Genomic DNA, 13,185 nt, shown 5'->3' on the forward strand with positions numbered 1-13,185 from the left:
TTTTAAAACTGCGGTTTTCCATTAGCTAAGTTTCAGTTTATCTTTTTCTTTAGTAAAATCGAATCCTGAAACTTCAATTTTTTCTATTGAAGTTTTATTTGTTGTTTTATCAGTTATTTCAAAAGTGAAAGTGGCTATATGAATTGGATAACCATACAACAATCCCGCCTTAACGGTAAATTCTGGATGTAATTTCATATCATATTTTGATACTAAATCTTCAGCAATTCTAGCAGGTAATTTGCTTTCTTCAGAATCAATTCCCTCGTTAACTTTTGTTAGGAATTCTGTAATTTGTTTTTTACTATTTAATTTTTTAAATCCTTCTGAGTCGAGGAATTTCTTTAAGTCTGAATATTTAACATTATAAATGTAACCAGCAAATTCTTCATTACCATAACCAATATCTTCAAATTCTAAATATCCAATACTTTTAATAACTCCTAATCCTCTAATTTCAAAGTTAATTTCAGTCTTCTTACTCTTATCAAATTTATCAATTTTATTAACAATTAAATTAAGTGATTTATTATCAGGTTCCATTGTTTGATTCTTTTTGTCTGCTGATTCTTCATTAGGAATTATTGATTTCTCTTTATTAATTTCATAGTCATAGTATTTAAAACTGTCGCTTTCATTAACTGTAAAATACTCTCTAAGGATAGCAAATTGTTCATCTCAAGTGTTAGCATTTTTAATTTTAACCAGTAAATCTGTTGAAGTAATTCGCTTTGATTTTTCATTAGTTTTTAAACCAAAAACATCACTTTTATTTTTAGCGTCAAAACCATATACAAAGAAAATACTTTCTTTTCATTTGCTTTCATTTTTAGCTTTAAATGACACTTTCATATGCACATTTGTTAAACCATGATCATGAATGTATTCTGGATGCAGATTAAGATCATAAGTAGATTCATCTCAGTTACCTGATATGGTAATGTATTTTCTTAAATAAGCAAGTTGTTCACTAGGCGATTTAGAAGTTAAAGCTTTAAGTCCATGTACAAGCATTGGTCCAGTAATCTCTTCACCAGAAGTAGTTACAGTTTCAGAAAATACCATTCCAGCAATTTCATGGGTGTTGGTGTTCGTTAAGTCTTTTTGAAAGTTAATTAAATCAAATTCGCGATCAAAGGAAATAGATGTATCTCCTGATAGAGGAGTAACCTTAAATATTAAATGAAGTACTCCAGAAGTTGCTTTGGATTTTTTAGTATTTAATTCATACTTAAATTTAGAAGTATTAATGTTATCAAAATTTACATAGGCATATGGTGCAAGAATTTTCGATATCTCTACTAAATCAGTAGGTTTTTGAAGAAGTTTATCTAAAACTGATTTGCTTGTAACGTTTGCTTTTTCATTAATTAGTTTTTCTGAATATAAGATTCCGAAGTTATTTTTAACGCTCTCAAGCAAACTTTTTGGAACATTTGCATATTCATTTCTTTCGCCCTTACCCGGATCTTCTACTATAGGGTCTTTAGGATTAGGATTTTTGGGATTTGGATCTTTAGATTTTTCTCCATTGTTGCATGATGCTGCCACTAACGGAAGTACAATTGGGGCAGCAAATGCAGCCAATGATATTCATATTTTGCGATTTTTTTTCATAATTAAGGTCTTTCATATATTTTATTTTTAACATAAATAATTATATATTAGTTTAATAAAAAATGTCAAATTATTGTTAATTGTTAATATACAAATAAAAAATCCCCTATTTGGGGATTAATTACTTGTCTATTGTTTCATTTGCTCAGCAACTTCAGCAGCGAAGTCAACAACATTTTTTTCAATACCTTCACCAACTTCAAATCTCTTTGAGTAAATTAGTTCAAGTTTGCTATCTTCAAGAAATTGAGCAACTGTTTTTGATTCGTCCATAACAAATGGTTGAAATACTAAAACACCTTTTTCAACCATTTCTTTTCTCAGCATTCCAGCCTTTATTGAGTTTTGAATTTTTTCTGGTTTGTTTAAAAGTTTTGGATCACTATCAATTTTTTTGTGAATCATTGTTAGTTCACCTTTTGGTAGACATGATTCAAAAATGTGAGCTGGGTTAAGAGCAGCAACGTGCATTGCTAGTTGTCTTAGTGCTTCTTGGTTGCTTCCCTTAGCAATTAGAATTGAAGCAACTTTATTGTTAGCATGAGTATATCCAGCGACAACCTCACCATCTTTGGCTTCAAATCTAGTTGCTCTTCTAAAGGCAACTTTTTCACCAATTTTAGCTGTTAATTCGTTGCAATGCTCTTCAATAGTTAGCCCATCAATTTTTAGATCTTTTAGATCTTCAGCACTTTCGAATTTTTCTTTTAGTAATGCGTTAGTGATTTTGTCAGCTAATTCAATAAACATTTCATTTTTAGCGACAAAGTCAGTTTCACAGTTAAGTTCGAACATGATAGCAACGTTATCTTTAACAAATTCCTTAACAATTCCATCAGCGGCGATTCTACCAGCTTTTTTAGCAGCTTTTAGAATTCCTTTTTCTTTTAGTCAGTCAATTGCTTTTTCAACGTCATTATTAGTTGCTTCTAAGGCGTTTTTACAATCTAAAAATCCTGAGTTAGTTCGATCTCTTAGTTCCTTAATTTTCTTTAAATCTACAGACATATGTTCTCCTTATTATTTATCTTTTGATTCTTCTTCTCTTGGAGAATGTTCATTATTTTCTCTATTGTAGTAAGCTCTTCTTTTTGGTACAGCGTTTGGATCTCTTTCTGGTTTTGGATCTTCTGGTAAAATGATTTGTTCATTTGGTTTGTAAGCAAATAATTGTTCATTACCACGAGCAGAAGCAATAGCATCGGCTAAAATGGTCATAATTAATGTTACTGATTTTACTGAATCATCATTTGCTGGGATAGCAAAATCAACTAGGTCTGGATTTGAATTAGTATCTTGAATTGAAAAGATTTTTAAACCTTTCTTTCTTGCTTCTTTAATAGCAATTTCATCATCCATTGGTGACGCACAAATCATTACTTGTGGGGTTGTTCCACGGTTTGCTAATTTTCTAATACCACCTAGGTTTTTTTGTAATTTAGCAATTTTTTTGTCCATTAAAAGACCTTCTTTTTTGGTATATCCAGTGTAACCATTTTTTTGAAGTTCTTCTAATCTCTCTAATTCTTTAACACTTTTAAAAATAGTTTGTGAGTTTGTTAATGTCCCACCTAGTCAACGTTCTGATACGTAAACTGAATTAGTTCTTTCAGCAGCAGCTTCGATTGCTTTCTTAGCTTGTTTTTTAGTTCCAACCCAAATAAATGAGGTAGGTTTTTGTGCCATTTTATTTAAAAGTTTGTAAGCGTATTCTAAAGCTTTTTGAGTTTTAGCAATGTCAATAATGTGAATTCCCATTCTTTTTCCTCAAATACTTGGTTTCATTTTTGGGTTTCATTGGCTAATTCTGTGGCCGAAGTATGTTCCTGCTTCTAGTAATTTTTCTCTCGAAACAATAGCTGCTTCAGTGGTTGTGTGAGCTGCTGGCGCAGCTTGCTTTTGAGTTTTTTCAACTGGTTTAGTTTCTTGTAATTTGATATCTTTTTGCTCTTGCATATATTTTCCTTAAAAAATTTGATTTGTTATACTTCCTATTATTTCTAACAAATGCATTAAATAAATTAACACAAGCATTTGAATTCATAATAGTGTTTGATTGATTAATAGTAATTTAACAAGTACGTTTAAAGTACATAGTAATTGTATCATAAACACCGGTTTTTTAAATCGATAAACTTTGCAATTAGAAAAATAAAAAATAATCGTGTGGGCGGCACGATTATTCCATAATATTATTATTTTTATTTATTGTAATTAGTTTTTATCCATGTCTTTTGGATCTTCTTTTGGTTGTCTGTTAAGCATTTCTTTTGCTCTAACCATGTTTTGTTGGAAGTCTCTAATTCTTTTTTCTAGAGTATCGAAATCTTTTTCTTCAATTAGTTTCTTAACGTTTTCAATTTCGTCTTCTAATTCTTTCTTTTGAGCTTCTGGCAAGTTTTTAGCTTGTTCTGAATCTAAAATTTTGGTTAAGTCGTTAATTAATTGTTCACCTTTAACAGTTACTTCAACTTCGTGACGTTTTTTCTTATCAGCTTCACGGCTTGCTTCAGCTTCAGCCACCATTTTATCAACTTCTTCAGCTGTTAATGATGAAGTGTTTTCGATAGTAATGGTTTGTTCTTTATTGGTTTTGGTATCTTTTGCTGTTACCTTGGTAATACCATTAACGTCGATTGAGAAGCTAACTTCAATTCTTGGAATACCACGTGGTGCTGGTTGAATTCCTTCTAAGTTGAATTGTCCTAAAATCTTGTTATCAGCAGCTAATTCTCTTTCACCTTGTGTAACAATGATTGTTACGGCTTCTTGGTTATCTGTAGTTGTTGAGAAAATTTGGCTCTTTGTTACAGGGATTGTAGTATTTCTTGGTATTAAAGGAGCAACGATGTTTCCTTCAACAACGATTCCAAGTGTTAATGGAGTTACGTCTAGTAGTAAAATGTCTTTAACTTCTCCGGCTAGAACTCCACCTTGAATTGCGGCACCAACACTAACTACTTCATCAGGGTTGATTGTTGAGTTTAATCTCTTGTTTGTAACTTCGATTACCATTTGTTTAACAGCTGGCATTCTTGTTGATCCACCAACCATTAGAATTTCATCGATGTCGCTTCATTTTAATTCAGCAGCCTCTAAAGCATCTAATAATGGTTTTTTGGTTCTTTCTAGAAGATCTTCAGTCATTTTTTCGAATTCTGATCTTTTTAGTTCTAATTCAGCGTTAATAGGTCCATTAGCATTCATAGCTAGGAATGGTAATGAAATGTTAGCAACTGGTGATTCAGATAAGGTAATTTTTGCTCTTTCTGCTTCTTCTTTTAATCTAGCCATCGCAATTTTGTCATTTTTTGCGTTGTAGTTGTATTTTGTCATGATTTCTGAAACCATTCATTCTACAACTTTGTTATCTCAGTCATCTCCACCTAAGTGGTTATCTCCTGAAATTGCTAGAACTTCAAATGTTCCGTGTTCCATTTCTAGAATAGAAACGTCAAATGTTCCACCACCTAAGTCAAATACTAAGATTTTTCTTTTTTCTTCTTTTGACATGTCTAATCCGAATGCCAAAGCAGCGGCGGTTGGTTCGTTAATAATTCTAATAACGTCAAGTCCAGCAATAATACCTGCATTTTTTGTAGCTTCACGTTGTGCATTATCGAAGTATGCTGGAACAGTAATAACGGCTTTCTTAACTCCGTGTCCAATTTTCTTTTCTGCATATTCTTTTAAGTATGAAAGAATCATTGCACTGATTTCTTCTGGTTTAAAATCTTTATTATCAGCATGAACTGTTTTTGATGTTCCCATTAATCTTTTAATAGAAGCGATTGCGTCTGGGTTAGTTTCTAATTGTCTTTTTGCAACTTCCCCCACGATTGTTTCACCATTTTTGAAAGCAACAACTGATGGAGTTGTTCTTTTTCCATTTGGATTTTCTAAAACTTTGGTTTTACCGTTTTCAATGATTGAAACAACAGAGTTAGTTGTACCTAAGTCGATACCTAGGATTATTTCTTTTGCCATATTTAATCTCCTTTTTATATATACATAAATGTTCATTTTTTCCAAACATTCAAATATATTTTAGCACTTATTTTTAAAGAGTGCTAAAAAAAATAATTTTTTTCTTTAATTGGTGATTTTAGGGGTTATTTAAACAGTTTTTGTTGAAAATTCCAGTTAGAATAATAATTAAGATCAAATCCTTGCGACTACTATTAGCTATAAAAAAATTATGGTGCTTGAATTTATAAAATAATTATTAATTGAAATAATATATATAAAAAAATAATCATTTTAAAGAAATTTAAAAATAATTTTATGCTTAATTTTCCAAAAAAAATTTTACTACTTAGTCAAAACAGCATCTTTTTTGCATATAATATATTTAAAAATTTATGCCGAAAGAGGAGAGATATGAAAAGCAAAGATAGAAGCATAGTTAAAAAAATTTTACATGTCATAATTTGAGCAAATAGCAAAATAATAAATATTAATAAAAAAATCGACAAAAATTTTTATGCTAATTCAAAATTAACGCAAAAAGTGAACTCACAGGCTAATAGTCTCGATCTAAAATTTAAACATGGACATGCAATTATAGCCGAACAATTAAAGAAGCTAGATAAATCAATTAATAATAATAATATATATAGTATTAATAGTGAAATAGAAAGGCTAATTTTGAGAACACAAAAGCAATTTGAAAAAATTATAGTTCTTCTTGAAGCTAATATTGCTTACACTGAAATTTTTAGCCAACATTTCCAGGCTGATAGTAGTAGCGGCAGTGATGATGAATGAAGCAAATGAGCAGCAGAAAAAAATGAGGTTTCAAAAAAACATCATCAATTATTACAAGTTAATTTGAAATCTTATGAAAACTTAGCTAGCGAGTTTAAAAAAATATTAGAAAAATCTAGCAAAAAATAACTATTGGTTTTTCCCACAATACAATTAAAAAAGCCATCTCGGATAGTGAGATGGCTTTTTTAATGTATAAATACTAATTATTTACTACCACTTCAATCTGAAATAAGCAATTTTTCATTATCTTTTTGCACTCCGACTACAGCCAAAATGAAATCGATTATTGCTCATATACCGAAACCACCAGCGGTAAATAGTTTTAGCAGTCCTAATCCTACTCTACCGCCATAAAATCTATCAATTCCAAAACCACCAAAGAAAAATGATAGAAGAGTTAAAGCTGTTCTACTTTTCTTGCTTGGTTTTTCCTTCATTGACATATTCATTTGTTCTTTTTCCATAATATTTTCCTTTATTAAATTTGTTTTCATAAAAATTATGCAAAATTAATTGTGTAGCATATAAATTAGTTTTTTACAACTAAAAAAATTAAAATTAATAAAATATACCTAAAAAAAATAATAAAAAAATCGCTATTTTTTGAAAATTAGCAATTTCATTGATAATAATAAGGAATAGCATTAACATATAAATATTTATTAATAACCACTAAATTGATATAAATCTAAATAAATAATTAAATTTAAATTGCCCCAAAATCGTTGCTTTCAAATTTGTGATATTGATCAAATTTCTGTGAATAATTTTTGCTATTCCGTAATATTTTAGCAGCCGCCGACCCAATGAAGCCAATAATCATGAATAATATTAATGACATAATGAATAATATCTCTGCTGTTTTATTCTTTTCTTTTTTAGCACCAATTATCCCAATGATATTAAAACAAAAGCACGCAATATCTATGGGCAACACAACTGCTAGGGCAAACCCCATCGCAAGTGTAAGTACATAATTTTGTCGCATTGCTTCTTTTGTTTTAAACAACTCCACATCTTTTCTTATCGCTAATAGAACAAAAAGAAAAACTATGGTTAATGTCATACTTAACATAGCGGCAATATTAAAATCATAGATGGTTTTTCTGTGTCAAAACTTCATGATTTCCTTTCCTGTTTATAATCAATAAGGGAATCTAAACATTAAAATTATAGAAAAAATAAATTTTTTAATGTCTTTTAGCTTAAAAATAATTAGCCTTGCTTTAATCTTGACATTAAAATATTAATAAAGTTAATAAAGATTTTCTAAATAACTGCAGTTAAAAAAACATATCCATAAAGTCAAGGATATGTCTTAAAGTGTGTGTTTAATTTATTGAATATCATGTTCATCATTAAGATATGGAGAAAATGTAGTTTGTTTATTTTCTTCTCTTCTGTCTCTAAAAAATAGAATTGAAGCAATCAATCCAACTAATCCTAGTATCAATGAAATTCATAGGAAAGCAGCTGATATCGAAAATAGAATACAAGTAATAATTTTATTTTTTTTATAACTTTCAATGGCTCCCAAAATATTTAGGATCGCCGCCGGAATAGATATTGCAATATTGAATAATGCAACTATCATAAATGGAACATTTGTATTTATAAAGAAAAATGAAATGTTAAATAAAGCAATAACAACAATATTCAACGCAAAGACAGCACGTTTAGTGGCTAGTTTCATAGTATCTCCTCTCATAGTAAAAATAATTAATTTCATTTGAGAAAATAAAAACATATCCAAGAAAATAGATATGTTAATAATTTTATAGAACAAATTTATATTCTATTTTGCATATTTTTTGAGCTTGAACCGCTGCTATTTTGCATGCTTTGTTTAGGTGCATCTTTTAGTAAGATAGCTGAACCTATTGTACCTAATAGTCCCATTAGACCAACAAGGAAGATTGATAGGATAAATAAAACTCCTGCTCCGGTTTTGTCTTCCTTGAAACCTAAAAATATTCCTACTATGTTTAATATGAAGGCTATAAAATTTATGGCACTTAGAAGTATAAAACCAAAAATCAATGGTCCTGACACTGCTGCAACTGCCTTAATAGCTTCTTCTTGAGTGGGATTATTGTTAGTTTGACCAGCGGCAGCAATATATGTATAAATAATTAAACCAATTAGAATTGGTCATGCAATAATTGCAAGAACATTGAATGCCAATATAGCCTTTTTTGTAGATTTGTTCATATAAATTTCCTTTCTTATTTTTTAAAAATGTTGAAAATAAAAACAAACAATTTTAATAAATCAACATTGCAATTATAGAATATATAGCTACTAAATGAAGTTTTTTGGGATAAAAAAATAAATTCGTTTAAAAAAAATAATAAAAAAATGCTCAATTTAGTTGCTTTGAGCATTATTTTCATGATCTTCATTACTAGCTTTTGTGCTGTGTAATTCTACCATGTCATCCATATTATTTGAATATCTACCGCCGTTTTTAGCTTTTTTCTTTTCAGCTTTAATAAGAATAATGGTTGCAATTAAACCTAATATTCCAATTAACATGGTGATAAATAATGAAATTCCAAAAAGAATTGCGGCTGGCAGATTATTAGCCTCTTTATAAGCATGAACCATTGCTAAGACATTTAAAACCAAGCAGACAATTAGCAGAGGTGATAGTAAATAAACGGGAATTAAACGAGTGAATAAGTTTGGCACTGTAGAACCATTATCAATTATCGCTCTATTGAAAGCAACAATAAAAGAGATTAAAATGATAAAGTTGATAAGTCCAACAATGATCGCAATAATGTTAAAAGCTAACAAGGCATTTCTAAATTGTTTTTTCATTTCCATTCCTTAATAATTACTAAATATTACTAAATTATTATATCACCTATTCTGATAAGAGTTTTTCAATCGTTGACTGAGCAAAGTTTTTTACTAAATATGAACCAACCACTGCTAAGTTAACCCCTGCATCAAAGCATGATTTAATATTAATATCTTTAACACCACCATCAATTTGAATGATGATATTACTTAGATTTTTTTGGTCTAAATATTCTTTAAGTGCTCTTATTTTATCAAGGCTGCTGTCAATAAATTTTTGACCGCCCAGTCCTGGTTCAACACTCATAACTAAAAGTAGTGAAAGTGAAGAGATATAGGGAATAATTTCTTTTACATCAGTGTTTGGTTTAATAGCTAAACCCATTTTTATACCATCTTTTTCCGCTAATGAAAGTAGTTTTTTAAGTTCGTCACCTTTAAACGCTTCGTAATGAAAAGTTAAAATATCACCAATATTTTTATATATTTCATAGTATTTAAAGGGATCTGCCACCATTAGATGAATATCCATTGTGTGTTTTGGACATTGGTTGGCAACTTTTTGAATTTCTTCTAGTTTAAGTGCTTGGTTGCTAACAAAAATTCCATCCATAACATCATAGTGAACGTTGCTAACTCCTCACTTAACTAAACTGCTAATATAATCAATAAGATTTTCTTTCGGAACATCTAAAACTGACGGACTAATTTTTTTCATATTTTGACCTTTCATTTAATGATTTTTATTTTTCTCTAAGATTTTTTGCAAAAAGCTAACGTAATTATCATAACGTTCTTTTTTAATTATGCCATCAGCGACTAGTTTTTTAACCTGGCAGTCATCTTCTGATTCAAGATAATGATGACAACTACGATATTTACACAATTTAGAAGCCTCGCGAAAGGCAACGAATGCTTTTGGAATTTCTTCAATTGTCAAATCAAAATCAATTGAAGAGAATCCGGGAGTATCAATAATTTCGCCACCATTATATTCAATTAAACTAACTTGTCGAGTAGTGTGCTTGCCCCGGTTAAGAAACCTTGATATTGCTTGCGTTTCAAAATGAGTTTTAGCTAAATAATTAATTAATGTTGTTTTTCCCACTCCAGTTTGACCAACAAAAAAACTTGTTTTGTTTTCAAATATTTTATCTAAATTATCAAAGCCAGTTTTGGTTTGATAGTTAATTTCAAAAACGTCATATCCCTGGTCTTTATAGAATTGAATTTTAGAATCTGAAGTTAGATCTTTTTTTGTCAGAATAATAATTGGTTTAACATTTTTATTCTCAACAATAATTAAAAACTTATCAACTAGTGAATAACTAAATTCAGGTTCAACTAGCGACATCACCACAATTGCCTGATCAACATTAGCAATCTTTGGTCTGACAAAAAAGTTTTTACGTTCCAAAATCTTAGTAATAAAGCTGCCAATTTCAAATTCAACATAATCTCCGACGATTGGGATAATATCAAGTAGTCGCAGCTTACCACTACCTCTTACTCGGTAAATTTTTTTGTCTTCGAATGATTTAACATCATAAAATCCAGCTAGTGATTTAACAATTTTTCCAATTGGCATACTAGATTACCTCACCCGCTCATAAACCTAAAACAATAATGGTAATCAAAATTATCAGTCCTCCAATGCTAAAAAACAAAATTGTAAAAAGCTTGCTTCTAAAGAAATTTTTAAAACCTTTTTTAGATAAATTAGCAGTCAATTCAAGGCGTTTTTCATCTGCTCTTTTAGGATCTAGACAACTTTCTAAATCTAGTAGTAGCTCTTTACAATTTTCATAACGCTGTGAAATTTTTTTGGCAGTACATTTAATAATTATGTTTTCTAAAGCCTGAGGAATAGTAATGTTGGTTTTTTCAATCTTGGGTAGTGGTGAATTAATTTGCTTCAACATTATATTCTGTGGTTCTTGGTCTGTAAATGGTACCTTACCAACTAACATTTCATACATAATGATTCCAAGCGCATACATATCGCTATGAATTGATGGTCCTTGAGCCTGAGTTAAAATTTCGGGAGCAATATATTGAACTGATCCAATGGTTTTATTAGCAGCAGTAACCCGAATAGTTTCCTCATCTAGAGAAATTCCGAAATCAATCAATTTAACATTATTAGTGCCATTTTCAATCAGAATATTACTTGGTTTTAGGTCACGGTGAATAATGTTTTGTTTATGAATATCAATTAATCCCTGACAGATTTCTTTAGCGTATAAAACGGCAATATCAGGCAAAAGTTTTTGATTTTTACGAATAATATTTTTAAGTCCTTCGCCATTAATTAGCTCCATGACATAAAATGATTCTTCAGTACTAATATGAAACATTAAAATTTTTACAACATGACGGCTATGAATTTTTTTTAGCACTTTACACTCATTGATAAATCTCATTCGACTTGATTCTGTTTGATTAGCTTCAACTGACAAAATTTTTATTGAATAACGGTTATTATCTTTTTTATAAGTAGCAGAATAGACTTGACCAAAACCACCCTGACCAATTAGTTGAAAGTCAGTGAAAAGACTATTTAGGTGCGGATAATTATTTAACTCTTTTTTTATCATTATTCAACTCCACGATCATTATTGTAATATTATCTTTTGATAAATTTCTTTTAGCGTATTCAATTAATAATTTGGTTTTTTCATCAAGTGACTTTTTTTCATCCTGAATAACTTGTTCAATGACTGGCTTATCAACATAATCATGTAACCCGTCAGAGGAAAGCAACACATAGCGAACATCGCATTCCGATCTTATGATAAAGTTATCATATTTAATTATTGTTGACGGACCAATGCAGCTAACGAGTTTATTAGCGTCTGGATGTTTAATTGCCATGTCAAAGTCAAGAATATTTTGTGAGATTAGTTGATTTAGTAAATTTTGGTCAGTCGTTACTTGATGGAGGAGACCATTGTAGACATAGGTTCGTGAGTCACCAACATTGAAGACATAAATTGTTTTATTAGCATTAAAAATTAGGCAAGCAGTCAGTGTCGTGCCCATATTTTTAAACTCTGGATTTTTATTAGCAAATTTGATTAAATTTTCCTTAACAAAAACTAAGGCTGCATTAAATCAAGCATTTATGCCATTTTTGTCATCAAATGCTATATCTTTAGGAAATGATTTATGAAAGTGTCTTGAAAGTAAACTAATAGTTAAATCAGCACACTTTGAGCCACCAAAATGTCCGCCCATACCGTCACATAACATTGCAAGAGTTCATTTTTCATTTTCAATAATTATGCCACGATCCTGGTTTTCATTTCTAACAATACCAATGTTTGTGTTAATGCTACATTTCATAAACTGATTAAGCTTTTCTCCCCTCAGTTTCATTTTCTTTTTTGAATTCAATAACTTTTTTAAATTCTTTTAGGATTATTTCACGAATTTTTGCAGCGGTTTCTTCAACATCGTCATTAACAACAACATGCTGAAATAAAGTTGAAAAAGCGATCTCTTCTTGGGCTTTGTTTAGACGTTTAATAATTAAATCTTCAGTTTCAGTATTTCTACCTTCAATTCTCTTTTCTAATTCAGTAAATGAAGGAGGCATTAGAAAAATTGAACAAATTTCGTCTTGTTTTCCCATTTTTTTATAATAGTCCAAAATTTGTTTAGCACCATTTGTTTCAATTTCCAAAAAAGGAATTTTTCCTTGTTCGCAAATTCGATCAATTTCAGAGTATAGAGTCCCATAGTAGTTATCAAAGTGCATTGAGTATTCGATTAAACGATTATCAGTTAAACAAGCATTAAAAGTTTCGCGTGAAACAAAATAGTAGTGAACTCCATCAATTTCACCTTCACGTGGCTGTCTCGTTGTCATTGAAACAGAAAGTTTTAGCTTTAAATCTTTTTGATCAAATAGGATTTTTTCAACCGTTCCTTTTCCAACACCACTAGGTCCTGTAAAGATAATTAATTTTTTTTCCATGTGTTCCCCCTTGT

At 29.9% G+C, this 13,185-nt stretch carries 15 protein-coding genes; 1 reads left to right on the forward strand and 14 read right to left on the reverse strand.

The window, feature by feature from the left end; translation table 4 throughout:
* Positions 1-21: 21 nt before the first annotated feature.
* From HGG64_RS01280 to dnaK, 4 genes are all read right to left on the reverse strand, one after another.
* Complete coding sequence (locus HGG64_RS01280) at positions 22-1,617, reverse strand: variable surface lipoprotein (RefSeq protein ID WP_169580165.1); 1,596 nt, start codon at positions 1,615-1,617, stop codon at positions 22-24.
* A gap of 129 nt (positions 1,618-1,746) precedes the next feature.
* Positions 1,747-2,625 carry a translation elongation factor Ts gene (tsf, locus tag HGG64_RS01285; protein ID WP_169580166.1) on the reverse strand — a complete coding sequence of 293 codons (879 nt, stop codon included), beginning with the start codon at positions 2,623-2,625 and terminating at the stop codon, positions 1,747-1,749.
* 12 nt (positions 2,626-2,637) lie between these two features.
* Complete coding sequence (rpsB, locus tag HGG64_RS01290; protein WP_169580167.1) at positions 2,638-3,573, reverse strand: 30S ribosomal protein S2; 936 nt, start codon at positions 3,571-3,573, stop codon at positions 2,638-2,640.
* A gap of 258 nt (positions 3,574-3,831) precedes the next feature.
* Positions 3,832-5,604: a molecular chaperone DnaK gene (gene dnaK, locus HGG64_RS01295; RefSeq protein ID WP_169580168.1), complete on the reverse strand. Its 1,773-nt coding sequence runs from the start codon at positions 5,602-5,604 to the stop codon at positions 3,832-3,834.
* 393 nt (positions 5,605-5,997) lie between these two features.
* On the opposite strand from dnaK, the gene HGG64_RS01300 reads away from it, so the two are divergent.
* Complete coding sequence (locus tag HGG64_RS01300) at positions 5,998-6,513, forward strand: hypothetical protein (RefSeq protein WP_169580169.1); 516 nt, start codon at positions 5,998-6,000, stop codon at positions 6,511-6,513.
* A gap of 77 nt (positions 6,514-6,590) precedes the next feature.
* On the opposite strand, the gene HGG64_RS01305 is transcribed toward HGG64_RS01300, so the two are convergent.
* The 10 genes from HGG64_RS01305 to gmk form a co-directional block, all read right to left on the reverse strand.
* The gene (locus HGG64_RS01305) at positions 6,591-6,851 is read right to left on the reverse strand and encodes a TM2 domain-containing protein (protein ID WP_240939129.1); all 261 of its coding nucleotides are present in this window, start codon (positions 6,849-6,851) and stop codon (positions 6,591-6,593) included.
* A 242-nt stretch (positions 6,852-7,093) separates the two neighbouring features.
* Entirely contained in the window at positions 7,094-7,510 is a 417-nt protein-coding gene (locus HGG64_RS01310; protein WP_169580170.1) for a hypothetical protein, read from the reverse strand.
* Between the two features lie 213 nt (positions 7,511-7,723).
* The gene (locus tag HGG64_RS01315; RefSeq protein ID WP_169580171.1) at positions 7,724-8,080 is read right to left on the reverse strand and encodes a hypothetical protein; all 357 of its coding nucleotides are present in this window, start codon (positions 8,078-8,080) and stop codon (positions 7,724-7,726) included.
* Positions 8,081-8,175: 95 nt separating this feature from the next.
* A complete protein-coding gene (locus tag HGG64_RS01320; protein WP_169580172.1) occupies positions 8,176-8,598 on the reverse strand; it encodes a hypothetical protein in 423 nt (140 codons plus the stop codon).
* Between the two features lie 156 nt (positions 8,599-8,754).
* The gene (locus HGG64_RS01325) at positions 8,755-9,210 is read right to left on the reverse strand and encodes a hypothetical protein (RefSeq protein WP_169580173.1); all 456 of its coding nucleotides are present in this window, start codon (positions 9,208-9,210) and stop codon (positions 8,755-8,757) included.
* Between the two features lie 46 nt (positions 9,211-9,256).
* Positions 9,257-9,910, reverse strand: a complete 654-nt coding sequence (locus HGG64_RS01330; RefSeq protein ID WP_169580174.1) for a ribulose-phosphate 3-epimerase — start codon at positions 9,908-9,910, stop codon at positions 9,257-9,259.
* A 15-nt stretch (positions 9,911-9,925) separates the two neighbouring features.
* Positions 9,926-10,780, reverse strand: coding sequence for a ribosome small subunit-dependent GTPase A (gene rsgA / locus HGG64_RS01335; RefSeq protein ID WP_169580175.1), 855 nt, complete (start codon positions 10,778-10,780; stop codon positions 9,926-9,928).
* 1 nt (position 10,781) lies between these two features.
* Entirely contained in the window at positions 10,782-11,789 is a 1,008-nt protein-coding gene (locus HGG64_RS01340) for a serine/threonine-protein kinase (RefSeq protein WP_169580176.1), read from the reverse strand.
* Positions 11,767-12,570 carry a protein phosphatase 2C domain-containing protein gene (locus HGG64_RS01345; protein WP_240939131.1) on the reverse strand — a complete coding sequence of 268 codons (804 nt, stop codon included), beginning with the start codon at positions 12,568-12,570 and terminating at the stop codon, positions 11,767-11,769. The genes HGG64_RS01340 and HGG64_RS01345 overlap by 23 nt, the downstream gene beginning before the upstream one ends.
* On the reverse strand, positions 12,545-13,171 hold the full coding sequence (gene gmk / locus HGG64_RS01350) for a guanylate kinase (RefSeq protein WP_169580177.1): 627 nt from the start codon (positions 13,169-13,171) through the stop codon (positions 12,545-12,547). Before gmk ends, HGG64_RS01345 begins: the two co-directional genes overlap by 26 nt.
* Between the last annotated feature and the right edge of the window lie 14 nt (positions 13,172-13,185).

It is taken from the genome of Mycoplasma phocoeninasale, from assembly GCF_012934885.1.
GTDB classification, from domain to species: Bacteria; Bacillota_I; Bacilli_A; order Mycoplasmatales; family Metamycoplasmataceae; genus Metamycoplasma; species Metamycoplasma phocoeninasale.